This window comes from Shimia haliotis, from assembly GCF_900114415.1.
GTDB classification, from domain to species: domain Bacteria; phylum Pseudomonadota; class Alphaproteobacteria; order Rhodobacterales; family Rhodobacteraceae; genus Shimia; species Shimia haliotis.
Genome location: NZ_FOSZ01000009.1, coordinates 70,918 through 96,570 on the forward strand (window position 1 = coordinate 70,918; position 25,653 = coordinate 96,570).

Genomic DNA, 25,653 nt, shown 5'->3' on the forward strand with positions numbered 1-25,653 from the left:
GATCTTACCCTTTCATCCGGTCAGCGACCGCTTTGGTCACAGCGTCGGCATCTGCTTTGCCACCCAGTGCTGCCACAACCTCGTTTGCGGTTGCGTCGGCAACTTCCTGGATGCTTTCCAGAGCGCCTGCGCGGATCTCGGCGATTGCCTTCTCCGACTCGGCGGCCTTGGCGGAAATCTCCGCATCTGCCTTTGCGGTTGCGTCGTCCAGTTCTGCCTGGATCTCAGCCTTGGCTTCCGCAATGATACGCTGCGCTTCAACGCGCGCATCCGCGAGAGCCTGATTGTAGGCTTCTTCCGCTTCCACAGCTTTCGCCTTCAGCTCTTCAGCTGCGGCGATGTCATTCGTAATGGTCCCCTGGCGCTCGGCCAGAACCGCGGCGATCCGCGGCAGCGCAATGCGCGACAGGACGAAATAGATCACGACCAGCGTGATCAAAAGCCAGAAAATCTGGTTGCCCCAGTTCGTAAAATCGAGCTGCGGCATGCCCGGTGCAGAAGCAGCGTCTGCGGCGTGGCTTGCGGCGTCGGTTGTTGTGGTCGCCATAACGTCCTCCTGGGAACTTCCATTTGATTACGGGTGGGGCACCAAAGGTGCCCGCACCCGCACGTAAGGATGGTTCCGTAGGCTTAGACGGCGAACATCAGCAGCAGAGCAACCAGGAACGAGAAGATGCCCAGTGCTTCTGCGAATGCGATGCCGATGAAGAGGGTAGCAGTCTGCGAAGCAGCTGCGGAGGGGTTGCGCAGAGCGCCGGCCAGGTAGTTGCCTGCAACGTTACCAACACCGATTGCGGCTGCGCCGGAACCGATTGCTGCGAGACCTGCGCCGATGTGTGCGAGTTGACCTTCCATGGGTGTATCTCCTTACGATTGGAAGTTAATAGGTAGATGAGGTTCAGGACCGTTAGTGCGAAGGATGCAGAGCGTCTTTCAGGTACACACAGGTCAGAATGGTAAACACGTAGGCCTGAATGAAGGCCACGAGGACTTCAAGACCATACATTGCGGTGATCGCCACAACCGACACGGGGCTGACCACTGCGATCGCGGCGAAGCCTGCGAACACTTTGATCACCGCGTGGCCTGCCATCACGTTACCCGCAAGACGGATAGAGTGGCTGACGGGGCGGACGAAGTAGGAAATCAGTTCGATGACCGCGAGGATCGGACGCAGCGCGAGCGGCGCGCTGGAAACCCAGAAGAGGCCAAGGAAGCCTGCGCCGTTCTTGACGAAACCAACGATGGTCACGGTCAGGAACACCAGCAGCGCCAGCACCACAGTCACGGCAAAGTGGCTGGTGGTGGTGAAGGACATCGGGATCAGGCCAAGGAAGTTGGCGAACACGATGAACATGAAGAGCGTCATGATGTAGGGGAAGAACTTGACCGCATCCTTGCCGGCCACATCTTCAACCATCTTGTAGATGAAACCGTAAGCCAGTTCGCCGATCGACTGGCTGCGCGAAGGAATAACTGCGCGGCGACGGGTGCCGAATACCATCATTGCCACAACCGCAACGACGGCCAAAGCCATCCAAAGGGTCGCGTTGGTGGGGGTGTACCAGTGGATTGTGTCGCCACCAAACAAAGGTTTGATGATGAACTGATCCATCGGGTGAAATACCAGACCGCCTTCTTCTGCGCCGTGTGCTTCGCTTGCCACGTTCAGTTCCTCTCGTTTTTCTCGGCCTCTTCGGCCAATTTCTCCGCCTCGATCTCTTTGGCTGACCGCATCATGGTTTTGATGCCCGCCGTAAGACCCAGCAATGTAAACAGCAACATAAATAGCGGGATTGTTCCAAACAGAACGTCGAGCCCGTATCCGATGCCAAAGCCGATCCCGAGACCGGCCACTAATTCAATCACCATGCGCCATGCCAGATTGGCCGCCGAATAGTGCTCGTCAACGCGGGGTTTCGGGTCCTGGGCCTTTTTGGCCGCCTCGATCCGGTCGTGCAGACGTTGCATCTGCTCCTTTTGGTCCGGTTCGGTCACGCGCAAAATCCCTCCGCTGATGTTGGCGTATTGCTACGGTGCAGCGCGCCATGAGTCAACGGCAATGATCGAGATGTTCGAACCAACTTAAATCGTTGTTATTATGAGTATTTTTTCAAGAAAGAAGCATGGGCGGCGCATCGCCGCAGGGCGGACTGACGGAGTTAGAAGAGGATTTCGCATATTCAACGAAACGGTTTAGTTTTGAACCACCCACACCTTGACCCCTGCCCTTCCCACCGCTACCCCCAAGACCGTGACCAATACCAACGCCCTTGATACCGTCTTCTCGGCCCTCGCGGACCCGACCCGCCGCGAAATCCTCAACATGCTGCTTGAGGACGACATGGCCGTGACTGATGTGGCTGAACCCTTTGACATGTCTCTCGCCGCAATCTCCAAGCACCTGGTGATCCTTGCCGGCGCCGGTCTGATCTCTCAGGAAAAGCGTGGGCGGGTAAAGTGGTGCAAGCTGGAACCTGACGCCTTGCGCGCCGCCTCGGTCTGGATGCAGGGGTTTGGGCAATTCGAACCGGTGAACCTTGATGCCTTTGAGCGGTTTCTGGAAACCGAATTCAGCGAGACGCCCGCAGACACGCCCGAATGAACTTCGCCGCCGACCGGTAATGCGACGGCGCCGCTGCCTCGGCCCAGCGCCCGGTGGTCCATTTGTTGTTCGCGCCCTTCATCGGCCCACCATAGAGCGCCGCTTGGTCCAGAGATCCAACAAAATCCATCCACCGCCCATGCGCTGCAATCAACTCGGACCGCGCGGTTTCCCAGCTTACGTCTGCCTTCCGCGCCAACAAATCGGCATTATAGGCTTTCAAGTCGTTCCACTTGTACCCCTCTGCCGGGAAATACACCGTCTTCCCCACCTGTCCGTCCTGATACCAGCCAAGGAACAGGTCCACCCAATGCGCCCGATGCACCAACACATCACGCATTGACCAACCGGCCTCAAACGCCTGCCCTGCCAAATCCGGTGGCACGTCCTCCAAAAGCTCGCTCAATTTGGCAAACTCCTTCTCGGCGACAGCGAGCAGATCGACTTGGTTGGTTGCAGCAGGCATGGCTCTCTTCCTCAGGTAAGCCCGAGCCTAGCACGCAGCGACGCTCCCAACCTTGCCCCACATCAAACCCGCGGGGGCTGGCTAGTGGAAGGTCGGCCCAAGCGGGCCTACCCCTCGTCCCTGAGCAACATCACCAACGCCACTGCGGTCAAAGCAATGCCAACCAGCACCAGTCCCGTCGGCGCCCCATGGCCAAGCCCGATCTCCCAGCAAATCACCCATGTCGGCACAAGGTAGGTATAGGCCATGACCTTTGAACTCGGCAGTTCCAGCGCCGCAAACTGCAACAGCACAAAGGTCGCTGCGCTGGCAAAGACCGCCAAATAGACAATGGTGCCCCACACCAACGGCCGCAGGTTGGCCCAATCGGTTGCGCGCAGGTCCTGCCAGCCCCAAAGCGTCAATATCAGCAACCCCGCCAGAAGCATGCCAAAGGTAAAGACAAACGGCCGCTCCCCGCGATTGAGCTTGCGCACCATGGGCGTATAGGCCGCATGCGCCACACAGCCCCAGAAATAGTAGATCTCTCCCTGCCCGACCTCAAAGCGCCGAAACGCTGCCCAATCCGCGCGAAAAATCACCCAAAGCGCGCCGATCGCGCCCATCCCCAGCGCCAGAAACATCCATTTCGTGGTGATCTGGCGCAGCAGAACCCAACCAAACCCCGCAGACATCAACGGCGTCAGCGTGAACACCGCGGCCGTACTCACCGGATGCGCCGTCTTCAGCCCCTCAAACATCAACACAAAATAAATAGCAAAAAGCCCGCCCAGCACCAGATACCGCCACGGCGCGCGCCACGTGCTTGCCGGAATGCCGCCGGTGGCCATCGCGGCAATGCCGATTACGCCCCCTGCAATCAAGAACCGCACCGCGTTAAGTGCAGCCGGCGCCACCTCGTTGGCCACCATCCCGCCAAGCGAAAACGACCCCGCCACCAGCGCCGAAAAGGTCAGCATGGCAAGGTGCCCCTTTCCTGCGCCCGTCATTCCGGCAGCCATCCTTTGGCCCGTTCCTTCAGGAACGACAGAAACGTCTGCACCTTAGTGGTGCGATGCAGGTCAACATGTGTCACCAGCCGGATTCGCACATCCCACTCCGGGCGCGGCGGCAACACTTCATGTAACGCGGGATCGTCTAATCCCGCCAAAATAGACAGAAACCCCAGCCCTGCACCGTCACGCACGGCCGCCGCGATGCCGCGATCGGACGTCGAACGGAACACCACATTTTCGCGCGGCAGATTGTCCTTCAACCACTGATAAAACGGCGCACGGCTGTCGATGTTATCGTGCGCCACAAACCGGTGATTCACCAAATCTGCCTCGTCCTTGGGCATGCCCCACCGCGAGATATAAGCATCAGACGCATACAAAGCTGACGGCAATCGCACCAGCTCCTGCACCACATTGTCGGGCTGTTCCGTTCCTTGTCCGGCCCGCACCGCCACATGGGCCTCCCCGTATTCCAACCGAAATACCCGGTCCCCGGTCAGAAACCGCACAACCAAATCCGGATGCGCAGCCTGAAACTCGGCCAGAACCGGCGCCAGTAGCGATGCAAACCCGCCAAGCGAGGTCACAACCAACTCTCCCGAAACGTCTTCGCCCCGACCTTTCATGCGGCCTTCCAGTTGGCCGAACTGGTCATCCGTGGCCTGCGCCACACGCATCAGATCCTGCCCCGCCTCCGTGGCCGTATAGCCGCGCGCGTGGCGCTGAAACAGCTTCAAGCCCAGCTTGCTCTCAAGCGAGTCGATATGGCGGATCACAGTAGCATGATGCACGCCAAGAACATCCGCAGCCCCGCTCACGGTTCCCAGTCGCGCCACCTGATACGCTGTGCGGATCTCGTCCCAATTGTCCATTGCGGCCCCTCGCTGCATCCATTCGTGCATTTTTCAACACTCAATGCGCACCCTGCGCAGTTGTGTGAATTTTTGCAACGGCTAAATCTCTCCCCAAGTCACAGCACACACCAAAAGGGAACCGCACCATGTCCAACACTGTTCTTCATATCGACGCTTCCGCCCGTTTTGCCGACAGCCTCTCGCGCACCCAGTCCGCAGCTCAGGTTGAAAAGCTTGAGCCTGACACCGTGATCCGCCGCGACCTGAGCGAAGGCCTGCCCTTCCTTGATGAGACCTTCACCGTCGCGACCTTTACTCCCGAAGAAAACCGCACCGACGCCCAAAAGGCCGCGCTTGCGCAATCCGACGAACTGGTGGCTGAATTGAAAGCCGCCGACACAATCGTCATCGGCACGGCCTTGTACAACTTTTCCATCCCCGCCGTGCTCAAGGCATGGATCGACCAGATCGCCCGCGCAGGTGTGACCTTCGCCTATACAGAAACCGGCCCCAAGGGCCTGCTGGACGGCAAAAAGGCAATCATCACAATCGCGTCCGGCGGCACCGAAATCGGCTCTGACTTCGACTTTGCCTCATCTTATCTGCGCTTCGTTCTCGGCTTTGTGGGCATCACCGATGTCACCATTCTCGACAAAGACGGCGTCCGGATCGACGCCAAAGCCGCCTGATATACACAGCAAAACACAACACACGGATATCCCATGCAAAAATACGCGCTTCTCATCGCCAAAGCCCTTCTGACACTGGCCTTCGCCGCGGCGGGCTTCTTTAAAGTGACTGGCAACGAAATGATGGTCGGTACCTTTGACGCCATCGGCGTCGGCCAATGGTTCCGCTATGTCACCGGTGCCATCGAACTTGGCGCAGCAGCCTTGCTCTGGCTGCCTGGCAAACAATTTCTCGCCGCCGCGCTCCTGCTTTGCACCATGGTTGGCGCGACGCTTGCTCACCTGTTCATTCTCGGCCCCTCGGCCATGCCTGCCATCGTGCTTGGCCTGATTGCCGCCTACGTGACCTACAGCCACCGCGCTCAAAATCCGCTAAGCGCCTAAAATTCGGGGCGCGGCCCTCATCAGCCCGCGCCCCAACCTTTTTGTTCCCGAAATACACTCGTGTGCGCCGCGACTTGAAACCTCTCCAGCGGCCAGCTTCTGGTGCGATCGACCACAGCTCCTCACATTTCCAGAAACTCAGGCGTCACGCCGATTTTGTCGAAAAACACCCACAGATCGCTGACATCCATCGCCACCGTCCGGTCATTCACCAACGGATGCATGTAAATCCGCGCCGCGTCCTTCACCGTCGCATCCATCACAAAACGCACGCCGGCTTCCGCTCCAGTGACCATCGCCAACGGCGTCACTGCACCCGGTCGCACACCAAGGTTCTGCATCAGCCGGTCCGCAGACCCAAACGACAGGTTTCCTACGCCCAACTGCGCCCCAAGCGCCTTAAGATCGACCTCCCGATCTTGTTCCAGCGTCACCAGATAGTTGCGCTTTTTCTTGTCGCGCAGGTACAGATTCTTGATACGAAACGCCGCTTCTCCCTGAACCACCATCGCCGCTTCAACGGACTTGGCATCCTCCACCGTGCGCAGCGGCACATGCTCGTGCAGCACATAGGAGATCCCCCAGTCGTCAAGCCGCGCCAACAAAGCATCTGAACTCACAGGTAAGCTGTCCTGAAATGCTGATGATGCGTCCATTGCCTTCTCCCCGCTTTTGCTCTGCTATGCATAGAGCCACCACATGATCTGCGCCAGCCCTGCTATGCTTGACTCTCTCCTCTCACAGGCGTAAACGCGCGGCACTACTCCGGGAGTCTGTCAAACTTCCGGTCCCATGGCCTTTGAGCCGGGATCGCCCCCCATCAGCGCGTTGCGCCCATGGGGGACATTGGCGTTTGGCCGGTCCGTACCTATCTTCGGACCACATGATTGAAACGGTGCAAGGAGCCGCAGAGCGATGTTTGAAAATCTAAGCGAACGCCTTTCCGGTGTCTTTGATCGTCTGACCAAACAGGGTGCCCTGTCTGAGGACGACGTCAAAACCGCCCTGCGCGAGGTCCGCGTGGCTCTGCTTGAGGCCGACGTTTCGCTTCCCGTGGCCCGCGATTTTGTCAAAGCCGTTCAGGAAAAAGCCACCGGTCAGGCCGTCACCAAATCCATCACCCCGGGTCAGCAGGTCGTCAAGATCGTGCACGACGAACTCAAGGGCGTTTTGGCTGGCGACGATGCAGCTGATCTTGGCACTCTGAAAATTGACAACCCGCCCGCCCCGATCCTGATGGTCGGTCTGCAAGGCTCCGGTAAAACCACCACTACGGGTAAGCTCGCCAAACGTCTGACCGACAAAGAAGGCAAGCGCGTGTTGATGGCGTCCCTCGACATCTACCGCCCTGCCGCGATGCAACAGCTTCAGGTGCTCGGCACCCAAATCGGTGTCGACACCCTGCCGATCGTTGCCGGTGAGTCGGCAGTCCAGATTGCCAAACGCGCCAAGCAACAGGCGACACTGGGCGGTTATGACGTCTACATGCTCGACACCGCGGGCCGCCTGCAAATCGACGAAACCCTCATGCAAGAGGTCGAAGACGTCCGCGACGCGGTCAACCCGCGCGAGACACTTCTGGTGGTCGACGGCCTGACAGGTCAGGTCGCCGTTGAGGTCGCAGAAGAATTTGACGGCAAGATCGGCATCTCCGGCGTGGTCCTGACCCGTATGGACGGTGACGGCCGTGGCGGTGCAGCACTCTCGATGCGCGCCGTGACCGGCAAGCCGATCAAATTCGTCGGTTTGGGCGAAAAGATGGACGCGCTCGAAACCTTCGAGCCGGATCGTATCGCAGGCCGCATCCTTGGCATGGGCGACATCGTCGCGCTTGTTGAGAAAGCTCAGGAAACCATCGAGGCCGAACAGGCCGAAAAGATGATGAAGCGCTTTATCAAAGGCCGCTTCAACATGAACGACATGAAATCCCAGCTTGAGCAGATGCAAAAGATGGGTGGCATGGAAGGCCTGATGGGCATGATGCCTGGCATGGCCAAGATGGCCAAAGGCGTGCAGGACGCCGGTTTTGACGACAAGATGATCACTCGCCAGATCGCGATGATCCAGTCCATGACCAAAGTGGAACGCGCCAACCCGCAAATCCTTCAGGCGTCGCGCAAAAAACGCATCGCCGCCGGCTCGGGCATGGAAGTGTCAGACCTCAACAAGCTTCTCAAGATGCAGCGCCAGATGGGCGACATGATGAAGAAGATGGGCAAAATGGGTAAAGGCGGCATGCTGAAGCAGGCGATGAAAGCCATGGGCGGCAAAGGTGGCGCGGACATGGCCAACATGGACCCGACCCAGATGGACCCCAAACAGCTCGAAGCTGCGGCCAAAGCGATGGGCGGCAAAGGCGGCCTTCCCGGTGGTCTGCCCGGTCTCGGCGGCGGCATGGGTCTGCCCTCCGGCCTCTCCGGCTTTGGAAAGAAAAAGTAACCCGTGACCTTCGCGCCCACCATATCCACCGCGCGCCTGACGCTGCGCCATCACCGTCTCGAGGATTTCGAGCCGATGGCGACGCATTTCGCGACGGACTGGGCGCAATACATGGGCGGGCCGATTTCGGGCAACGAACTGTGGCGCTGGTTGGGTGCCGAAATCACCAGCTGGCAATGGCTGGGCTATGGCAGCTGGGCCGTGGATCTCACTGAGACCGGCGCGCTTGTCGGTCAAGTCGGCATCAACAAGCCCCCGAATTTCGCGGAACCCGAACTCGGCATGTGCTTCTTCCCAGAAGCGCAAAGCAAAGGACTGGCATTCGAAGCCGCCACCGCCGTACGCGACTGGGCCTTTGACACCCAAGGCATGACCACATTGGTCAGCTACATCGACCAAGACAACGCGCCCTCCATCCGCCTCGCCGAACGCCTTGGCGCTGTGCGCGATGACGCCGCAGACCGCCCAAGCCCGAACGATCTGGTCTATCGCCATTTCCCGTCCGACAGCGACGGCAGCCCGGAGGCCTACGCATGAGCCTCACGCTGAACATCCCAACCGTGGAAACCGAGCGCCTGATCCTGCGCAACTATCGCGAAAGCGATCTGGATGCGGTTGCTGCCTTCAACCAGACCGAGCGCAGCCATTGGATCGGCGGCCCGAAAAACCGTCACGAGTGTTGGCGTGTTATCATCGGCATCATTGGTCACTGGGCCCTGCGCGGCTACGGGCTTTGGATGATCGAAGAGAAAGCCACTGGCAAACAAGCAGGCGCTGCGGGCATCATTCATCACGAAGGCTGGGGCGAGCCGGAACTCGGATGGCATCTCTACGACGGCTTCGAGGGCAAAGGCATCGCTTACGAGGCCGCTTTGGCTGCGCGCACCTATGCGGCGCAAAACTTCGGCATCACCGCCCCGATCAGCCACATCGACCCTGAAAACACCCGCTCCATTGCGCTCGCCAAACGCCTTGGCGCAACCTACGAGCGGGACGGCGAAGTGATCGGACACGCTTGCCACATCTACCGCCACCCTGTGACGGAGGCCGCCGCATGAGCAACATCGTAATCCCTGTTCTGGAAACCAAACGCCTTGTTCTGCGTGGACCCGAGCCTGAGGACTATCCCAACTTCAAGGCCACCTTTGCCTCCTACCGCTCCCGTTTTATGGGCGGACCTCTGAACGCCTATGAAACATGGATGCTCTATGCCGCAGAGATCGGCCATTGGGATATTCGCGGCTATGGCATGTGGATGATCCACGACCGGGAAACCGACGAAACGCTTGGTATGGCTGGTGGCTGGATGCCCGCGCAATGGCCCGAGCGCGAACTCGCGTGGATCATCTGGCCTGAAAAAGCCGGTCACGGCTATGCGCTCGAAGCCACTCATGCGGCGCGGCGCTATTTCTACAACACCCTCGGCTGGGACGGCGCGGTCTCTTATATCGACCCGAAAAACCTCGACTCCATCCGCCTTGCCGAGCGCCTTGGCGCGGTGAAGGACAAAGACGCCCCCTCTGTGGACGGTCACGACGTTGTTTACCGTCATCCGTCCGCCGAGGCCCTGCGCACCACGCAAATCGGCGATGCCATCGAGATGGAAATCAGCCACTACGCCGACCCGATGTTCAAACCGAAAGGCTACGCTCTTGACTGACGACACCACCCGCGCCGCCGACCTGCTCAAAGGGTATCGCGAGAGCATTGACCGGCTCGATGCGATCCTTGTCTACACCTTGGGCGAGCGCTTCAAAGCCACGCAGGCAGTTGGAAAACTGAAAGCCGAACACGACCTTCCCCCGTCCGATCCGGATCGCGAAGCGAAACAGATCGCACGTCTTGAAGATCTTGCGAAGAGGGCCGATCTGGATCCTGAATTCGCCAAGAATTTCCTGAACTTCATCATCGCTGAGGTCATTCAGCACCATAAGAAGCATCAGGAATAACCAACCGATGGGCAGCATGACCCTGCTCTTCGTCACTGACCCGCACCGCACTGGTGCACACCAACGCACCCCGGTGCACACGCCATTATAGGAGATACACCCATGGCTATGAAAATTCGTCTCGCCCGCGGCGGTTCCAAAAAGCGCCCCTTCTACCGCGTTGTAGCCGCTGACTCGCGCATGCCGCGTGACGGCCGCTTCATCGAGAAGCTCGGCACCTACAACCCGCTGCTGCCTAAAGACAGCGAAGAGCGCGTAAAACTGAACATGGAACGCGTTCAGTACTGGCTCGACGAAGGCGCTCAGCCGTCTGACCGTGTGTCCCGCTTCCTGGAAGCTGCCGGTGTTGTCGCCAAGAAAGAGCGCAGCAACCCCAAGAAAGCAGAGCCCGGCAAGAAAGCCAAAGACCGCGCAGAAGAAAAAGCAGCCAAAGCAGCAGAAGCTGCCGAAGCACCTGCTGAAGACTAAGTTGGACGGAGGCCGGAATGAGCGACTTCTCGCAGGATTTCCGGTCCGACCTGCTTCGGCTCATGCAGTGGCGGCGCGATGTGCGCCGCTTCCGCACCGATCCGGTGGACGAGGCACTCCTGTCGGAGTGCCTCTCCTCTTTTCTGCTGGCCCCTTCCGTGGGTCTGTCCGAACCTTGGCGGGTGATCCGCGTTCAATCTGACGCCGCCCGAGCCGCCGCTCTCGCAAATTTTGAAACCGCCAATGCCGAGGCGCTCGCGTCTTATGCGGAGGATCGCGCCGCGCTCTATGCGCGGCTGAAACTCTCCGGCATGCGCGAAGCACCGGTGCAACTGGCTATCTATTGTGACGACGCCACGCCCAAAGGTGCCGGCCTAGGTGCCGCCACCATGCCGGAAATGCGCCGCTACTCGGTGGTTGGTGCCATTACCCAATTCTGGCTCACCGCCCGCAGCCACGGCCTCGGCGTCGGCTGGGTCTCGATCCTTGACCCTGTCCAACTGAACGCCGACCTCGCGGTGCCCGAAGACTGGTCGCTCATTGCCTACCTCTGCGTCGGCTGGCCTGAACAACTCTCCGACACACCGGAACTCGCCCGGATCGGCTGGGAAGAGCGCGACACTACGCTGGCTGTGCAAATCCGCTAACGCGCCTGCCGGTTGTGCTGACGTGATACCGACGCAATACCGACATCTCGATGTGCCTGTCCCTTGCACCACGCCAGCCAATCCGTCAAAACAGTGCCAAGACCAAAAAGGGCCACCCCATGACCAATTCCAATTCCGAAATGATCTGCGTGGGCGCCATTGGTGGCGCCTTTGGTGTGCGCGGCGACGTGCGACTGAAGTCCTACACCGCCAACGCCGAGGCCATTGCCGACTACGGCCCGCTCGTCACCGGCGACGGTGCTATGGAGTTTGAAGTCGAGGTGCTGGGCACCGTCAAAAACGGCCTGTCCGTGCGCCTTACGAATGTCTCCACCAAGGAACAGGCGGACGCTCTCAAAGGGGTGCAACTCTTCGTCCCGCGCGATCGCTTGCCAGAAACGGACGACGACGAATACTACTACACCGATCTGGTCGGCCTCGAGGTGCGCGACACCGGCGGCACCATACTTGGCACCGTAAAATCCGTGCAAAACCACGGCGCTACCGATCTCCTTGAAATCCACGGGCCCGACCTCAAGGCCACGGTTCTTCTGCCATTTACGCACGCAGCGGTGCCCACTGTGGACATCGCCGCAGGGCGCATCATTGCGGATCCCCCCGAAGGCTTGTTCTGATTTGAAGCATCAAATGCTTGAAATTTTGGAAGAATTGGCGAATCCTGCCGCTCAGAACAGGAATGACCCATGACGAAAATTCTGGTGCACAGCGGCTTTCACAAGACGGGCACAACCAGCGTTCAGAAAATGCTGGTCCACAACCGTGCAAGTCTGGAACATCATCTCCGCATTCTGACAAAACCGGACATGATCGCCGCCTGTCAGGCCGCGCGTGCGTTTTCTGTGCGCCGCCATCCCGCCGATTTGACGGAATTTGCCTCTGAAATCGCCGCGGTCTTTGAAGACGTCGATCCCTCAGATCCCCGCCCGCTTGTGCTCAGTTCCGAAGACCTCTCTGGCCACATGCCCGGCCGCCGCGGCTTGAAAACCTATGACGCCGCGCCCGCGCTAATGAAGGCGATTGCCGACACCGCATTGGCCGTCTTCAAGGACGCGCCCGACCTGACTTTTTTCTTTTCCACCCGCAGCGCCGATAGTTGGCTGCGCAGTTGTTATGCACAGCATCTGCGGGCCATCCGCATGACGCTCGACTTTGAAGATTACCGGACCCAATACGCTCAAAGCGCCGATCTCGACGCTATTGTCGACGACGTCCGCAAGGCGGTCGCACCCAACACCGTGGTCTCCACCCCGCTGGAGGAGGCCGGCTCCCGCCCGATCGGCCCGCTGGCAGCGGTGATGGACGCACTGGAAATGCCCGGTCGCACCCGTCGCGGGCTCCACGTCCTGCCCCCCGCGAATGTCTCCATGCCCGAAGAGCTGCTGTCTGCGATGCTCGAAGCCAATCGCTCCAATCTCAGCAACGCCGAGGTCTCCAAAGCCAAATCCGAGGCCCGCCGAATCTGGCTGACGGGCGATCTGTGACATGCGTGGCAAAACCCGCCCGCTGATCATCCACGCAGGTTTTCACAAAACCGGCACCACCAGCCTGCAACGGACGTTGCGTGAAAACCGAGAGGCGCTAAAGCCTTACTGCAACCTGCATCTCAAGTGGAAAGTTCGCGATCTGGTACATGCCACACGCGGCTATTCCACGTGGCGCGACCCGCTGACACTGGCCAAAGTCGCCATGCGCGCCGACGACTACTGGGCCGCGCAGCCCACCTTCAAAAGCCGCTCTTTGATCCTTTCTGCCGAAGAACTTGCCGGCCACTTGCCCGGTCGCGACGACGTGCCTGACTATCAACCGGCCATCAACAACCTGCGCGAGATCGTGGCCTCTGCCCAACGCCGCTTTGCCAAAACAGATCAAATTGCCGACATCCGTGTGGTCATGACCACCCGACAACCCGAGGACTGGCTGACCAGCGCCTATTGGGAACATGTCAAATCCTCCGGCATCACGATGGACCTTGATACGTTCAAAACCCGCATCGGCCCGATCGCCGACCCGCGCCCCGTGCTCGAAGATCTGACCGAGGCTATTGCCCCTGTTCCGGTCATTCCTCTCGCGCTGGAACATTGGCAATCTTTGCCCTTGGGTCTGGCCAATCCGTTGCTGGATCTCGCCGAAGTGCCGCCAAAGGTGCGCAATGCTCTGATCCCAATTCCCGCACAAAACACACGCCTGCCTCAGGCCCTTTTGGATGAATTGCTGGACCTTAACCGCAAAATCAGCGACAGGGAGGCCCGCAACGCCGCCAAAGACGCGCGGATCGCGGAGTACGAAAGGAGCCTGCAAGGTGAGTGACAAGACGGACAACAAACCTCGCTCCCACGGGCGCAAATCCATCACCACGTCGTTCAAACCTCGTGAACTGATGGACCACAATCCGCGCCTCGCAGGCGTCTGGACCGCACAGATTATCACGCTTTTCCCCGACGCTTTTCCCGGCGTCCTTGGCGAAAGTCTGACCGGTCGTGCTCTGAAGGATGGCAAATGGCAATTGCACACCACCAACCTGCGCGACTTCGGCCTGACCAAGCACCGCAACGTGGATGATACCCCCGCAGGCGGCGGCGCTGGCATGGTCCTGCGTCCCGACGTGCTTGGCAATGCCATTGAAACCGCCATGTCCGGCGCGCGAGGCAACTGGCCTCTTGTGTACCTGTCTCCACGCGGTCGCCGGTTTGATCAATCTATGGCCCGCGCTTGGGCCAAGGCCGATGGCATCACCATGCTCTGCGGACGCTTTGAAGGCGTCGACCAGCGGGTGCTGGATCACTACAACATCATGGAAGTCAGCCTTGGCGACTTTGTCCTAACGGGCGGCGAAATTGCGGCGCAGGCGATGATTGACGCCACCGTCCGCCTGTTGCCTGACGTGCTGGGCAATGAGGAAAGCACTGTGGACGAAAGCCACTCCGCCGGATTGCTGGAACACCCGCAATACACCCGCCCCGCTGAATGGAAGGGTCACAAAATTCCCGATGTCCTGATGTCGGGCCATCACGGCAATGTCGAAAAATGGCGCCGCGAAATGGCCGAGGCCCTCACACGCGAGCGGCGGCCGGACATGTGGTCGGCCTATCAAAGCAAGAAATAGACAGGGCACCGTACGCTCCGGGCGAGGGTGGTCGTACGGCGCCCTGTTTTTGAAGGTCGGTCTTTCTACCAAACCGTCTCAAATGTCTCCTAAGCGGGGACGAGCCCAGGACATTATCACCTTCAGTTGCAGCCCACGGTTTCAGACTGATCCAAACCCGTCGCCACATTTCCGGTGACGCACTTCGTGAGAGTGAAGCGCGCCACTCACTGAACCTAGACGACCTGCATCCAGGCGGCGGGAAGGGGGAAGTATAGTTGGGTGCTCAAAAGTATAGTCTGGCGTTCAATGGTATAGGTCCGCACCGCAGAAACTGCGCTACCCGCCAATCCGATCCCGCCAGCGGACCCACGCTTCGGGGCCACCGCGAAACACGTTGATGTCAACCTCACCCTCAACGCCGGGCACCTCTCCGGTACCGGTGTATTGCCAGAACGTCCAGCGCCCGCCCGGATAGACCTCACTGGGGTGGCCCGCAACGGACCGCAACCAGAACTCTGTTCCGCCCACCTGTCCAATGCCGGTGTCTTTGTAAAAATCCACGGTGGTGTAAATGATCGGCCTGCGATCATAGTGCGCCTGCAAAATGGCAAGAAACTTGCGCGCTTCAGAGCGCACCTTGGCGCCGCTGGGCCGCTTGGTGCAGGTCTTGGACCGCGGCGTCCACTCCATATCCAACACATGCGGCAGGTCCGCACCGCGCGGCACGTTGCGAATGAACCACCGCGCCTGCTCCTCGGCAGACCGGCAGAAATAGTAGTAGTGATACGCCGCCCACGGCACTCCGGCCGCCCGCGCCCCAAGTCGGTGATTGTCAAACTTCGGGTCTTTCAGGTCGCCTCCCTCGGTGGCCTTGAAAAAGGCAAAGCTCACCCCCGCACGTTTGGCCGCGTTCCAGTCGATATCCGCTTGCCACCGCGAGACATCAATGCCGTGGATAGGATAGGTCTGCGGCTTGCGGCTTTCCCACTCGTAGGGGTCAAAGTCACCAAACCGCGGATATGTCACCAACCGCGCCACTTCGGCCTGCAATAGCGCCGATTGCTGGGTCTCTACTGTGACCGGTTCCAATTGCGGACGGCTGCAAGACCCAAGCGCCAGCAAAACCAACACACCCAAAATTGCCCGCATACTCATACCTCCAACACCTTTTGGCCCGCACCTAAGGTCTACACTAGAAACACAGTCCCCCATGTCCCAGAGAAATCGACTGGCGCGGTGGCAAAACCGATCGAAATACCGTATCCGTATTTCACAGAACCGCACGTCCGGCCCCTTTGAACAGCCAGCCCGCGCACAAATCCCTGCCCGGCCTTCAATCCGGCTTGCACCCTTGCCCGCTTTCGCTTATCTACCGCCCGTCCGCGTCTCAAATGAGTCGTTCGGGCCTGCTGTGCAGTGCGCACGTTGCCGGTTTCTTCGTCGGTGATCGCATCAGGCAGCAGAGGAAGACAAGAAAAGACGACCTGATCTCTGGCGGGCACTGCGGTGGACCCGGAAGAAGACCAAGAGCTCTGAGGTGCATCAAACCTTTGTGGATATAACCACAAGCAACATAGGAGATGATCCCAATGGATCTGATCGCACAGCTCGAGGCGGAACAAGTTGCCGCCCTGGGGAAAGAGATCCCCGACTTCAAAGCCGGCGACACAATTCGCGTAGGCTTCAAAGTGACCGAAGGTTCGCGCACCCGTGTGCAGAACTACGAAGGCGTCTGCATCAGCCGCAAAAACGGCGCTGGCATTGCCGGTTCGTTCACTGTTCGCAAGATTTCCTTTGGCGAAGGCGTGGAGCGTGTATTCCCGCTGCACTCGACCAACATCGACAACATCACTGTTGTACGTCGTGGTCGCGTCCGTCGCGCCAAACTGTACTATCTGCGCTCGCGCCGTGGTAAATCCGCGCGTATCGCAGAAGACACCAACTACAAACCCAAGAAAGCGTAAGGAGCGGTATCATGAAAAAAGACACTCATCCCGACTACCACTTCATCGACGTGAAAATGACCGATGGCACCATCCTCAAGATGCGTTCCACTTACGGTTCCGAAGGCGACACACTGGCGCTGGACGTTGACCCCACCGTGCACCCTGCATGGAACGGCGGCAACACCCGCTTGATGGATGCCGGCGGCCGCGTGTCCAAGTTCAAAAAGAAATACGAAGGCCTGGGCTTCTAAGCACCGCTTTCAGATTTTCGAAAAACGCCGCTCCAATTTTGGGCGGCGTTTTTTGTTGGGCACATGGAAATTGTGTTACCGTCGTGCGACCTGCTTTCGTTTTTGCGGCCACGTCCAGTTTCACACGACTTATTCAAGGTGTTTTCCAATGCTCACCGATCACTACGACAATCCCCTGTCGACCACCTCACAAGCGGCCCGCGATCACTACGACCAAGGCGTTCACCTGTTTCTCGGCGGCCACTACGCGGCAGCCGAGGCTTTTGAAAACGCAATCGCAGCTGACCCCCAATTTGCTTTGGGGCATGCCGCCTTGGCCCGCGCGCTTATGATGTCCGGAAACATGGCCGGCGCGAAAGCGTCCATTCAACATGCGGCAACCCTCACCACCGGTATTAGCAGCCGCGAAATCGCTCACGTCGAAATTTTGGGCCTGCTGCTTTCCGGTAAACCCGTGCAAGCCCGCACCGCCGTCTGGTCACACGTCACCGATCATCCGCGCGACGCACTTGTCGCTCAACTCTGCTCCAACGTTTTTGGCCTCATTGGTTTTTCGGGCAAAGTCGGTCGCGAAGCAGAACTTCTGGCCTATACGACCATGCTCCTGCCACACTACGGCGACGACTGGTGGATGATGTCGATGCAGGCTCTCTCGCTCTGTGAAACCGGCCAGACCGATGCTTCATTGGCGCTCATGGAGAAGTCGCTACAGATCAATCCGCGCAACGCCAACGCCTCCCATTTCAAATCCCACGCTCAATACGAAGCCGGTGAAACAAACGCCGGACGTCGCTACCTCACCGACTGGCTGGCGGACTATGACGACCGCTCTGTTCTCTTCGGCCACCTCAATTGGCACGCAGCACTTTGGGCGCTTGAGCAAGGCGACGAAGCCGCGATGTGGCACACCATCGATTGCCACGTCGGCCCTGGTGGCGCCAAGGGGCTTCCGATCAATGTCCTGACCGATACGGCTGCCATCCTGCACCGCGCCCAATTGGCCGGCGTAACCGTAGATCCACAGCGCTGGAAAACCTTGTCGGACTATGCAGCCACCTATTTTCCGGAAACAGGTCAAAGCTTTGCAGACATACATGCGGCGCTCAGCCATGCTATGGCAGGCGAAGGCGCACGTCTTGCTCATATTGCGGAGACCGCCAAGGGGTATGCGGGCGATCTTGTAAAACCCGTCGCAACCGCGTGGCGGCATATCGTAGACGGCAACTGGCAAGAGGCCCTGAGTGATCTCACGCCGGTTATGGCAGAGACCGAACGCCTCGGAGGTAGCAGAGCGCAGCGCGATTTGCTCGAACTGACCTATGCCAATGTGCTCCTGATGCTTGGCAAGACCGACGAGGCGTCCCGCAGTCTCCGCACCCGACGTGCGGTTTTGGCCAAGGTTCCACAGATGTCGGCGGACCGCTAGCGCACGCACCTGCCTCTCTCATCATCACTGGTTAGGCGGACAACCAAAGCTTGCCCTCCTGGTATCCGCCTTTGATCAAAAAACCGTCTTCTAGAACTTCCGGATACTCCTCCGCCCAATCGCGAAACCGGTCGTTGGTCACCACACGACCACCCATATCCCGCGCCGCCTTCAGGATCGTGGCATCCGCAGGCGTCCCCTTCGGCACCACCAGCACATTCGCTTTAGGCACCCCAAGCCGCTTGGCAAAGGCCCCGTCATGCATGTAGCGCTCCGACACCAGATATCCTGCGTTGGCGTCAAACATCACCCCTGGTGACAATCCGGCATTGAACAGCTTCGCCAAAACTTCGATCACCACATCAAGGTCCGGCTCGCCGTCCTTCCAATACATCACATTGGATCCGTCCACGATCACAGCATCGCTTGGTTCTTCGGGTGTCGGCGTGGCCCGCGGCTTGAAAGCCCGCGCAATCAAGGCTTGCAGAACGCGGGACAACAGGTACATGCCCAGCACAAAAACGGCCAATGCCGCGAGGAGAAAACCGGCCTCCGGCCGCGCCATGAAGTCAGACAAAATCAATTCCTCGGGGCCGTCATTCAATCACAACGCGAATTTGCCGCCGGACGGCAACAACCGCAACCCCGAACTGGCTCCGCAATCACGCAACCATCATTTTCGTACCCAACAAAAAGCCGGCACCGCGTTTCCGCGATGCCGGCCAATCTTGTCGCTGATCCGAAAATCAGAAGTGCGCGGATTTCGCACCTGCTGGCACCTGCACGGGCGGTGCGAATTTGGTCAGGTCGATGCCTTCAACCGCAGCCTTGTATTCCTCAAGGGTCGGCGTGCGGCCAAGAATGGCAGACAGAACCACAAGCGGGGTCGACGCCAGCAGGCTCTCGCCTTTCTTCGTCGCGCTGTCGGCCACAACACGGCCTTGGAACAAGCGGGTCGAGGTCGCCAGAACGGTGTCACCCTTCGCAGCCTTCTCCTGGTTGCCCATGCAGAGGTTACAGCCGGGGCGCTCGAGGTAGAGAATGTTCTCATACTCGGTGCGTGCCTTTTCCTTCGGGAACATGTCGTCAAAGGTGAAGCCCGAGTAGCGCTCAAGAATCTCCCAGTCGCCCTCTTCTTTCATCTCGTCGATGATGTTGTAGGTCGGCGCAGCCACAACCAGCGGTGCTTTGAATTCAACCTTACCGTTCGCGGCCTCAAGGTTTTTCAGCATCTGCGCCACAATCTTCATGTCGCCCTTGTGCACCATGCACGAGCCGACAAAGCCCAGATCCACCTTTTTCTCAGCGTTATAGTAGCTGATTGGACGGATGGTATCGTGTGTATACCGCTTGGAAACATCCGCGTTGTTCACGTCGGGGTCCGCAATCATCGGCTCTACAATCTGGTCCAGATCCACAACCACTTCGGCAAAGTACTTCGCATTCGCATCCGGCGTCAGCGCTGGCTTCTCACCGGATTTGATCTCGGCAATGCGCTTGTCGGCCTTGTCGATCAGGCTCTGCAGCATTCCATTTTCATGCTCCATACCTTTGTCGATCATGATCTGGATGCGCGACTTGGCCAGTTCCAGAGACCCGATCAGAGTCTCGTCATTGGAGATACAGACAGAGGCCTTCGCCTTCATCTCTGCGGTCCAGTCGGTGAAGGTGAACGCTTGGTCCGCCAGCAGCGTGCCAATGTGCACTTCGATCACGCGACCTTGGAACACGTTGTCGCCGTGCTGCGCCAGCATCTGCTGCTGGGTTGCGTGCACCACATCGCGGAAGTCCATGTGATCGGCCATTTTGCCTTTAAAGGTCACTTTCACAGACTCAGGGATCGGCATCGATGCCTCGCCGGTTGCCAGAGCCAGCGCCACGGTGCCCGAGTCCGCGCCAAAGGCCACGCCTTTGGACATACGGGTGTGGCTGTCGCCGCCGATGATCACGTCCCAGTCATCCACCGTGATATCGTTCAGCACCTTGTGGATCACGTCGGTCATCGCGTGATATTCGCCCTTCGGGTCACGACCTGTGACCAGACCAAAGTCGTTCATAAACTTCATCAGGCGCGGGGTGTTGGCCTGTGCCTTCGCATCCCAAACAGACGCGGTGTGACAGCCGGACTGATACGCGCCATCCACGATCGGAGACACGACGGTCGCCGCCATCGCTTCGAGTTCCTGCATGGTCATCAGGCCGGTGGTGTCCTGCGAGCCAACGATGTTGACCTGAACCCGCACGTCGGAACCCGCGTGCAGCGTCTTGCCCGGGGTGGTGCCAACCGCGTTCTTGTTAAAGATCTTCTCAACTGCGGTCAGGCCCTGACCCTCGTGGCTGATCTCTTTGGACTTCGCAAAGACCGGCGTCGGCTCAACGCCCAGCGCTTCGGCGGCAAATGTCTGCAACTTTTTGCCAAAGACCACGGCGTAAGAACCGCCCGCCTTCATGAATTCAACCTTCTGCGGGGTGAATGCCGCCGACACATTCGCCAGCTCCTCACCATCTTCGCTCAGCAAGGTCTGGGTCTTGGTGTTGATCTTCAGAACCGTACCGGTCTCAACCGAATACTTTTCTTCCAGAACCGGATTGCCATCGTTGTTCATCACAACGTTGCCGTCCTCGTCCACCTTCTTGACCCAGTTCTTCAGGTCCAAACCGATACCGCCGGTCACGCCCACTGTGGTCAAAAAGATCGGCGAGATGCCATTGGTGCCCGCCACGATCGGCGCATAGTTCACGAACGGCACATAGGGGCTGGCCTGCTTGCCGGTCCACAGCGCCACGTTGTTCACGCCCGACATACGGGACGATCCCACACCCATCGTGCCTTTTTCCGCGATCAGCATGATCTGCTTACCCGGATGCTGAAGCTTCAGCTCTTCAATGTGTTTCTGCTGGGCTTCGGACATCATGCATTTGCCGTGCAGCTCACGGTCAGCACGCGAGTGCGCTTCGGCACCTGGTGACAGAAGGTCGGTGGAGATATCGCCTTCGCCAGCGATAAAGGTCACAACTTCGATCTCTTCTGCAACATCCGGCAGATCGGTGAAGAATTCCGCTTTGGCATAGCTTTCCAGCAGATCCTTGGCGACAGCATTGCCCGCCTTCAGCGCATCCCCCAGACGCGCCATGTCGGCGTCATACAGGAACACCTGTGTCTTCAGAACATCCGCAGCCTGCTTGGCGATGCCTTCGTCGTCGCCCAGCGCCAGATCAATCAGCACATCAACCGAGGGGCCGCCCTTCATGTGGCTCAGCAGCTCAAATGCGAACTCTTGGGAAATCTCGGCAACCTCAACAGCGCCCAGAATGATCTCTTTCAGGAACTTCGCCTTCACACCAGCGGCGCTCGTGGTGCCGGGCAGAGTGTTGTAGATAAAGAAATTCAGCGCGGCGTCGCGCTGCTCATTGCCCGCGTCTTTGATCAGGTCGATCAACTCGGCCACCAGCGGGCCGCCGTCGATTGGCTTGGGGCTCAAACCCTGCTCTTTGCGGGTTTCGATCTCGGTCAGGTAATCGGTATACAAGCTCATGATGATCCTAGCGATTTGGTGTTGGCTGATGCATGAACGCCGAGTCTCAAGCTTATTTTTAAGGCTCGGAGGCTATTTGTATGCGGCTGTATACCAAACAGATAGGAGTTGCAAGCCGTTCCACAAGGTCACACGCGCCTGCAATGGCTCAAAATGTAAGGACTCGCGCCTTTTTAACACGGGGCCGCTGGCCTCTTTTGCCACAGCCGCGCCCTATCGCCTAACATTTCCTGAGGTCACGATGCCGCAACCGCTTGGGGGCCGCGGCGCACCCGCATCAACAAGGCAACCATTATCCCGATATTGAGACCGTTCCACGCAATGCCATTGATGAACGCAAGCCCGTAGCTCCCGCTCACGTCATAGATCCAGCCCGACATCCATCCGCCCAAAGCCATGCCCATGATTGTTGCCATCATGACAAACCCGACGCGGCTGCCCGCTTCGCGCGCGGGCATGTATTCCCGCACCACCAACGCATAGGCAGGCACAATGCCGCCCTGCGCGAGGCCAAAGGCAGCGCTCACCAGATAAAGCGGCACCAACCCGTCAAACGGCAGGAACAGGAACAACGCTAGACATTGCAACACCGAACCAATCAGCAAGGTGATCACGCCGCCCAACTTGTCCGCCACCAATCCCGAGATCAATCGCGACACCACACCCCCCATAAGCATCAGCGCCAGCATTTCGGCACCAACCGCGGGACCGTACCCGAGGTCGACACAGAAACTCACAATGTGAACCTGCGGCATCGACATCGCCACGCAACATCCGACACCGGCCAGCCCCAGAACCCACATCAGCACCGCAGGCTTAAAAGGCGCCGAACCCTGTTTGGCTTCCGCCGCCAACTGCTGCGCCATCAACGCCTCTTCCGGCACCTTGGGCCGCAACAACAGCGCCAAAGGCACCACTGCCGCAAGCGTAATCACCGCCAAAGCGACAAACACCCCACGCCACCCGAAATCCGCCTGAACCCCGCTCAAAAGCATCGGCCAGATCGCACCCGACAGGTAATTGCCGCTCGCCGCGATCGCCACGGCAATCCCGCGCCGCCTCTGAAACCACAGCGACACATCCGCAATCAGCGGCCCGAACCCGACCGCCGTGCCAAATCCAAGAAAGAAATGCACCAAAGACAAGATCGCCACCGAAGGGCTTACGGCGGCCAGCCCATAGCTCACCGCGCTCAACACGGCCGCACCAATCAGCGACTTTGTGACTCCAAATCGATCCACTGCGCGACCAATGGCAAAATTGCCCACTGCAAAACCGACCATCGTCAGAACATAGGGCACGCTTGCCCCCGCCCGATCGATCCCGAACTCGGCCTGAATCGACGGCATCACCACAATCACCGCCCACATGCCCACGTTGGCAAAAACCGCGATTATCAAAGTGATGGCTAGTCTGATCCAGCTATAGCGGCTGTCTAGAACGGGGTGATCTGTCATCCCGCCACGCTAAGGGGCTTGGAACGGCCTGTATAGCGCCAGAACGACATGAAGGTTCAGCCCGCGTTTTCAACTTGCTGATGCACCTCAATCACATTGCCTTCCGGATCTTGGAAAAACACCTGATGCCATTCTTTGGCAAAAGTGGTGCCATAGTCGGAATATGGCACCCCATTCTCCTCAAGCACGCCAAGGAACGCCGCCAGATCATCCGTGCGAAACGCGATATGGCCGCGATCCACGGGATTGATCACCTGTCCGTTCACAAAGGCGACATCCAGCCGTCGTTCCGCCAGATGCATCTGCATATCCCCGTCCGTGGCAAACCGGATTTTGCCGTCAAACCCTTTGCCATCCTTGGCCTCGGTCCGCGGAAACTCCTCCTGCGGGACGTCATCTAGCCCGAGAATATTTGTATAAAACGCGTGCAGTCCGTCCACATCGCGGGACACAAAATTAATGTGGTGAAATTCCAGCTTCATCGCCCCTCTGCCCTCCTCACGTCCAGCTTGGGGCCACCGTAAGGCGCAAGTCCGCCACGCGCCAGACGGCAACAATGGGAAATTTCAGGACCATCCAGCGCGAGTGACCGCGCCAAGACACGCCTAAACGGTGCTCGCTGATTTCACAGCGCCCTGTTCCGTAGCCGGCAACTCGCCGAAACTAAGCATCTCGCCAGTGTCCGATTTATAGGCCCAAAGCGCGACAAGGAATTGATACTCCCTTGCGATCCATTCCTCATCGTCCTCAAAAACCCGCGTCCGCCAAGATCCATAAAGCCGAGCTGGCAAACGGACTTGGGTGCGCAACGGAGGCTCGGGCCTCATGCGATAGCTAAAGACCGCATCTTCCCACATCCGCTGCAACAACAGCACTACATCCTCGGCGTGTTTTTTTCGTCGTCCGGCAAAAATAACGTCAATTTCAACGCCATTCTGAACCAACGCTTTGACGATCACATCCTGCCGCGAGTTCTTGCCGAATTTCGGAACCAGATTGACGACCAATTCCGTCGGCGGTTTCTTGAACAGTCCCCCGTCTTCATAGGCCGGCGAGATCATTTTTGAGTTTCGGATACGTTTCTTCAATGTTGGTGTCCGCGTCTGCGTGTTGGGAATACCCACTTGTGCAGCCGCGATACTTGCCGAAATGCCTTAACAAAGCGTTTTCATGCCACCGGCGCACCGACGCAATACCGACGTTTTACCGACGTGATGCAGACAGGCCTATTGCCCTAAAGCCTGCCCCAGATCCGCAATCAAATCCTGTGCGTGTTCGGCCCCCACAGATATGCGCAAAAGTGTCTCCGGAATCCCAGTGTGCGGCTCGATTGTGTGCCGATGTTCCACAAGGCTTTCCACTCCGCCCAAAGACGTCGCCCGATGGAAAAGCGTCAACCGCCCTGCCACCCGCAACGCTGTCTCACGGTCTCCCTTGACCAAAAAGGACATCAGAAATCCAAAGCCGCCTGGCATCTGGCGTTTGGCCAACTCATGCCCCGCGTGGTCCGCCAAGCCCGGATATAGCACCACCTCAACCTTCGGATGGTCCGCCAGATAACTGGCTATTTTCATTGCGTTATCCACCATCCGCTCAACGCGCAACACCATCGTGCGCATGCCGCGCAGCAACAGCCACGCCTCAAACGGCCCCATCACAGCGCCCGCGCTTCCTCGGTCCATAACAATCGCGTCCCAGACCGGCGTAACCTCCTTGCAGATCAGCACCCCACCCAACACATCGGAATGTCCGTTGATCACTTTGGTGGTCGAATGCATCACGATATCCGCACCAAGTTTCAATGGGTTGGTCAGAATCGGCGACGCGGCGGTGCTGTCCACAGCCAAGATCGCACCACAGCTTTCTGCGGCAGATTTGGCCGCAGCCACATCGGTGATCTTCAGCCACGGGTTGCTCGGCGTTTCCACCCAAACGATATTGGCTGGACCCTTGGCGCAAATCTCGGCCAACGCGGCGGCATCGCTTGCATCCACCTCATCAACAACTATTTGACGGCGATCACAAAAATCGCGCACCCATTTGGTTGTGTTCCAATAAATTCCGGACTGGATGACAACACGTCCGCCGCAGGGAACCGTCCGAAACAACGCCGCAATCGCCGCCATGCCCGAGGGAAACAGCAAAGCCGCCTCGCCACCTTCCAACTCGGCCAAAACACCTTCTGCCTGCCGCACCACATCGTTGTGTGGCCTCGCGTAAACGTTGTTCGGATTCAGAGGGTTATAATTCTCATCCCGCACAAACGTCGTCGCGGGCTGGATAGGAGGCACAACGCCGCCGCTTTGCTGATCAATTGCCCCGCCGGCCTGCGCCAAAACGGTCTCTGGCCGCATGTCTTTGATATCCATCGCACGTCCCTCTAGCTCTTGGCGCATAAATGATCCCAGCCAACGCGAACTTGCAACCCCACCGTA

At 58.8% G+C, this 25,653-nt stretch carries 32 protein-coding genes; 17 read left to right on the forward strand and 15 right to left on the reverse strand.

Features of this window, described 5'->3' with window-relative positions; genetic code table 11:
• Nucleotides 1-4: 4 nt before the first annotated feature.
• From BM069_RS17250 to BM069_RS17265, 4 genes are all read right to left on the reverse strand, one after another.
• Nucleotides 5-547 (reverse strand): F0F1 ATP synthase subunit B', encoded by a 543-nt coding sequence (locus BM069_RS17250; protein ID WP_093325544.1) that lies wholly within the window; start codon nt 545-547, stop codon nt 5-7.
• An 83-nt stretch (nt 548-630) separates the two neighbouring features.
• Nucleotides 631-855, reverse strand: coding sequence for a F0F1 ATP synthase subunit C (locus tag BM069_RS17255; protein WP_022572950.1), 225 nt, complete (start codon nt 853-855; stop codon nt 631-633).
• A 52-nt stretch (nt 856-907) separates the two neighbouring features.
• A complete protein-coding gene (locus BM069_RS17260) occupies nt 908-1,666 on the reverse strand; it encodes a F0F1 ATP synthase subunit A (protein WP_093325546.1) in 759 nt (252 codons plus the stop codon).
• A gap of 2 nt (nt 1,667-1,668) precedes the next feature.
• Nucleotides 1,669-1,998 carry an AtpZ/AtpI family protein gene (locus tag BM069_RS17265; protein ID WP_093325661.1) on the reverse strand — a complete coding sequence of 110 codons (330 nt, stop codon included), beginning with the start codon at nt 1,996-1,998 and terminating at the stop codon, nt 1,669-1,671.
• Nucleotides 1,999-2,254: 256 nt separating this feature from the next.
• On the opposite strand from BM069_RS17265, the gene BM069_RS17270 reads away from it, so the two are divergent.
• On the forward strand, nt 2,255-2,605 hold the full coding sequence (locus tag BM069_RS17270) for an ArsR/SmtB family transcription factor (RefSeq protein ID WP_093325663.1): 351 nt from the start codon (nt 2,255-2,257) through the stop codon (nt 2,603-2,605).
• Here the strand turns inward: BM069_RS17270 and BM069_RS17275 are convergent.
• From BM069_RS17275 to BM069_RS17285, 3 genes are all read right to left on the reverse strand, one after another.
• On the reverse strand, nt 2,574-3,071 hold the full coding sequence (locus BM069_RS17275) for a ClbS/DfsB family four-helix bundle protein (RefSeq protein WP_093325548.1): 498 nt from the start codon (nt 3,069-3,071) through the stop codon (nt 2,574-2,576). The genes BM069_RS17270 and BM069_RS17275 overlap by 32 nt on opposite strands.
• A 107-nt stretch (nt 3,072-3,178) precedes the next feature.
• Nucleotides 3,179-4,060: a DMT family transporter gene (locus tag BM069_RS17280; RefSeq protein ID WP_093325664.1), complete on the reverse strand. Its 882-nt coding sequence runs from the start codon at nt 4,058-4,060 to the stop codon at nt 3,179-3,181.
• Nucleotides 4,057-4,938, reverse strand: a complete 882-nt coding sequence (locus BM069_RS17285) for a LysR family transcriptional regulator (protein ID WP_093325551.1) — start codon at nt 4,936-4,938, stop codon at nt 4,057-4,059. The genes BM069_RS17280 and BM069_RS17285 overlap by 4 nt, the downstream gene beginning before the upstream one ends.
• Nucleotides 4,939-5,066: 128 nt before the next feature.
• Between BM069_RS17285 and BM069_RS17290 the strand changes: the two genes are divergently transcribed.
• Nucleotides 5,067-5,609, forward strand: coding sequence for an FMN-dependent NADH-azoreductase (locus BM069_RS17290; protein WP_093325553.1), 543 nt, complete (start codon nt 5,067-5,069; stop codon nt 5,607-5,609).
• Nucleotides 5,610-5,642: 33 nt separating this feature from the next.
• Complete coding sequence (locus BM069_RS17295; protein WP_093325555.1) at nt 5,643-5,993, forward strand: DoxX family protein; 351 nt, start codon at nt 5,643-5,645, stop codon at nt 5,991-5,993.
• A gap of 122 nt (nt 5,994-6,115) precedes the next feature.
• On the opposite strand, the gene BM069_RS17300 is transcribed toward BM069_RS17295, so the two are convergent.
• A complete protein-coding gene (locus BM069_RS17300; RefSeq protein WP_093325557.1) occupies nt 6,116-6,649 on the reverse strand; it encodes a prolyl-tRNA synthetase associated domain-containing protein in 534 nt (177 codons plus the stop codon).
• A 259-nt stretch (nt 6,650-6,908) separates the two neighbouring features.
• Here BM069_RS17300 and ffh point away from each other — a divergent pair, with 259 nt between their 5' ends.
• The 11 genes from ffh (at nt 6,909) to trmD (ending at nt 14,620) form a co-directional block, all read left to right on the forward strand.
• Entirely contained in the window at nt 6,909-8,432 is a 1,524-nt protein-coding gene (gene ffh, locus BM069_RS17305) for a signal recognition particle protein (RefSeq protein ID WP_093325560.1), read from the forward strand.
• Nucleotides 8,433-8,435: 3 nt separating this feature from the next.
• Nucleotides 8,436-8,969, forward strand: a complete 534-nt coding sequence (locus BM069_RS17310; protein ID WP_093325562.1) for a GNAT family N-acetyltransferase — start codon at nt 8,436-8,438, stop codon at nt 8,967-8,969.
• Nucleotides 8,966-9,490 carry a GNAT family N-acetyltransferase gene (locus tag BM069_RS17315; RefSeq protein WP_093325564.1) on the forward strand — a complete coding sequence of 175 codons (525 nt, stop codon included), beginning with the start codon at nt 8,966-8,968 and terminating at the stop codon, nt 9,488-9,490. Before BM069_RS17310 ends, BM069_RS17315 begins: the two co-directional genes overlap by 4 nt.
• The gene (locus BM069_RS17320; protein WP_093325567.1) at nt 9,487-10,092 is read left to right on the forward strand and encodes a GNAT family N-acetyltransferase; all 606 of its coding nucleotides are present in this window, start codon (nt 9,487-9,489) and stop codon (nt 10,090-10,092) included. Before BM069_RS17315 ends, BM069_RS17320 begins: the two co-directional genes overlap by 4 nt.
• Nucleotides 10,085-10,381 (forward strand): chorismate mutase, encoded by a 297-nt coding sequence (locus BM069_RS17325; RefSeq protein WP_093325569.1) that lies wholly within the window; start codon nt 10,085-10,087, stop codon nt 10,379-10,381. The genes BM069_RS17320 and BM069_RS17325 overlap by 8 nt, the downstream gene beginning before the upstream one ends.
• A gap of 102 nt (nt 10,382-10,483) precedes the next feature.
• Nucleotides 10,484-10,849, forward strand: a complete 366-nt coding sequence (rpsP, locus tag BM069_RS17330) for a 30S ribosomal protein S16 (RefSeq protein WP_093325571.1) — start codon at nt 10,484-10,486, stop codon at nt 10,847-10,849.
• 17 nt (nt 10,850-10,866) lie between these two features.
• The gene (gene bluB / locus BM069_RS17335; protein WP_093325572.1) at nt 10,867-11,496 is read left to right on the forward strand and encodes a 5,6-dimethylbenzimidazole synthase; all 630 of its coding nucleotides are present in this window, start codon (nt 10,867-10,869) and stop codon (nt 11,494-11,496) included.
• A gap of 119 nt (nt 11,497-11,615) precedes the next feature.
• A complete protein-coding gene (rimM, locus tag BM069_RS17340; RefSeq protein ID WP_093325574.1) occupies nt 11,616-12,131 on the forward strand; it encodes a ribosome maturation factor RimM in 516 nt (171 codons plus the stop codon).
• A 69-nt stretch (nt 12,132-12,200) separates the two neighbouring features.
• Nucleotides 12,201-12,998: a hypothetical protein gene (locus BM069_RS17345; protein WP_093325575.1), complete on the forward strand. Its 798-nt coding sequence runs from the start codon at nt 12,201-12,203 to the stop codon at nt 12,996-12,998.
• 1 nt (nt 12,999) lies between these two features.
• Nucleotides 13,000-13,824 (forward strand): hypothetical protein, encoded by an 825-nt coding sequence (locus BM069_RS17350; RefSeq protein ID WP_093325577.1) that lies wholly within the window; start codon nt 13,000-13,002, stop codon nt 13,822-13,824.
• Nucleotides 13,817-14,620: a tRNA (guanosine(37)-N1)-methyltransferase TrmD gene (trmD, locus tag BM069_RS17355; RefSeq protein WP_244503654.1), complete on the forward strand. Its 804-nt coding sequence runs from the start codon at nt 13,817-13,819 to the stop codon at nt 14,618-14,620. The genes BM069_RS17350 and trmD overlap by 8 nt, the downstream gene beginning before the upstream one ends.
• Nucleotides 14,621-14,938: 318 nt before the next feature.
• On the opposite strand, the gene BM069_RS17360 is transcribed toward trmD, so the two are convergent.
• Nucleotides 14,939-15,757 (reverse strand): glycoside hydrolase family 25 protein, encoded by an 819-nt coding sequence (locus BM069_RS17360; RefSeq protein ID WP_244503655.1) that lies wholly within the window; start codon nt 15,755-15,757, stop codon nt 14,939-14,941.
• Between the two features lie 434 nt (nt 15,758-16,191).
• On the opposite strand from BM069_RS17360, the gene rplS reads away from it, so the two are divergent.
• The 3 genes from rplS to BM069_RS17375 all read left to right on the forward strand — a co-directional run bounded on the left by rplS (nt 16,192) and on the right by BM069_RS17375 (nt 18,225).
• On the forward strand, nt 16,192-16,566 hold the full coding sequence (gene rplS / locus BM069_RS17365) for a 50S ribosomal protein L19 (RefSeq protein WP_093325583.1): 375 nt from the start codon (nt 16,192-16,194) through the stop codon (nt 16,564-16,566).
• Between the two features lie 11 nt (nt 16,567-16,577).
• Nucleotides 16,578-16,799, forward strand: coding sequence for a 50S ribosomal protein L31 (gene rpmE, locus BM069_RS17370; RefSeq protein WP_093325584.1), 222 nt, complete (start codon nt 16,578-16,580; stop codon nt 16,797-16,799).
• Nucleotides 16,800-16,947: 148 nt separating this feature from the next.
• Nucleotides 16,948-18,225, forward strand: coding sequence for a tetratricopeptide repeat protein (locus BM069_RS17375; RefSeq protein ID WP_093325586.1), 1,278 nt, complete (start codon nt 16,948-16,950; stop codon nt 18,223-18,225).
• 31 nt (nt 18,226-18,256) lie between these two features.
• On the opposite strand, the gene BM069_RS17380 is transcribed toward BM069_RS17375, so the two are convergent.
• From BM069_RS17380 to BM069_RS17405, 6 genes are all read right to left on the reverse strand, one after another.
• Nucleotides 18,257-18,802 carry an NYN domain-containing protein gene (locus tag BM069_RS17380; protein WP_244503656.1) on the reverse strand — a complete coding sequence of 182 codons (546 nt, stop codon included), beginning with the start codon at nt 18,800-18,802 and terminating at the stop codon, nt 18,257-18,259.
• Between the two features lie 169 nt (nt 18,803-18,971).
• Entirely contained in the window at nt 18,972-21,761 is a 2,790-nt protein-coding gene (locus BM069_RS17385; RefSeq protein ID WP_093325587.1) for a bifunctional aconitate hydratase 2/2-methylisocitrate dehydratase, read from the reverse strand.
• A 236-nt stretch (nt 21,762-21,997) separates the two neighbouring features.
• On the reverse strand, nt 21,998-23,218 hold the full coding sequence (locus BM069_RS17390; RefSeq protein WP_093325589.1) for an MFS transporter: 1,221 nt from the start codon (nt 23,216-23,218) through the stop codon (nt 21,998-22,000).
• A 56-nt stretch (nt 23,219-23,274) separates the two neighbouring features.
• On the reverse strand, nt 23,275-23,700 hold the full coding sequence (locus BM069_RS17395; protein ID WP_093325590.1) for a VOC family protein: 426 nt from the start codon (nt 23,698-23,700) through the stop codon (nt 23,275-23,277).
• A gap of 123 nt (nt 23,701-23,823) precedes the next feature.
• Nucleotides 23,824-24,306: a hypothetical protein gene (locus tag BM069_RS17400; protein ID WP_139216237.1), complete on the reverse strand. Its 483-nt coding sequence runs from the start codon at nt 24,304-24,306 to the stop codon at nt 23,824-23,826.
• A gap of 138 nt (nt 24,307-24,444) precedes the next feature.
• The gene (locus tag BM069_RS17405; protein WP_425288692.1) at nt 24,445-25,614 is read right to left on the reverse strand and encodes a trans-sulfuration enzyme family protein; all 1,170 of its coding nucleotides are present in this window, start codon (nt 25,612-25,614) and stop codon (nt 24,445-24,447) included.
• Nucleotides 25,615-25,653 lie beyond the last annotated feature (39 nt).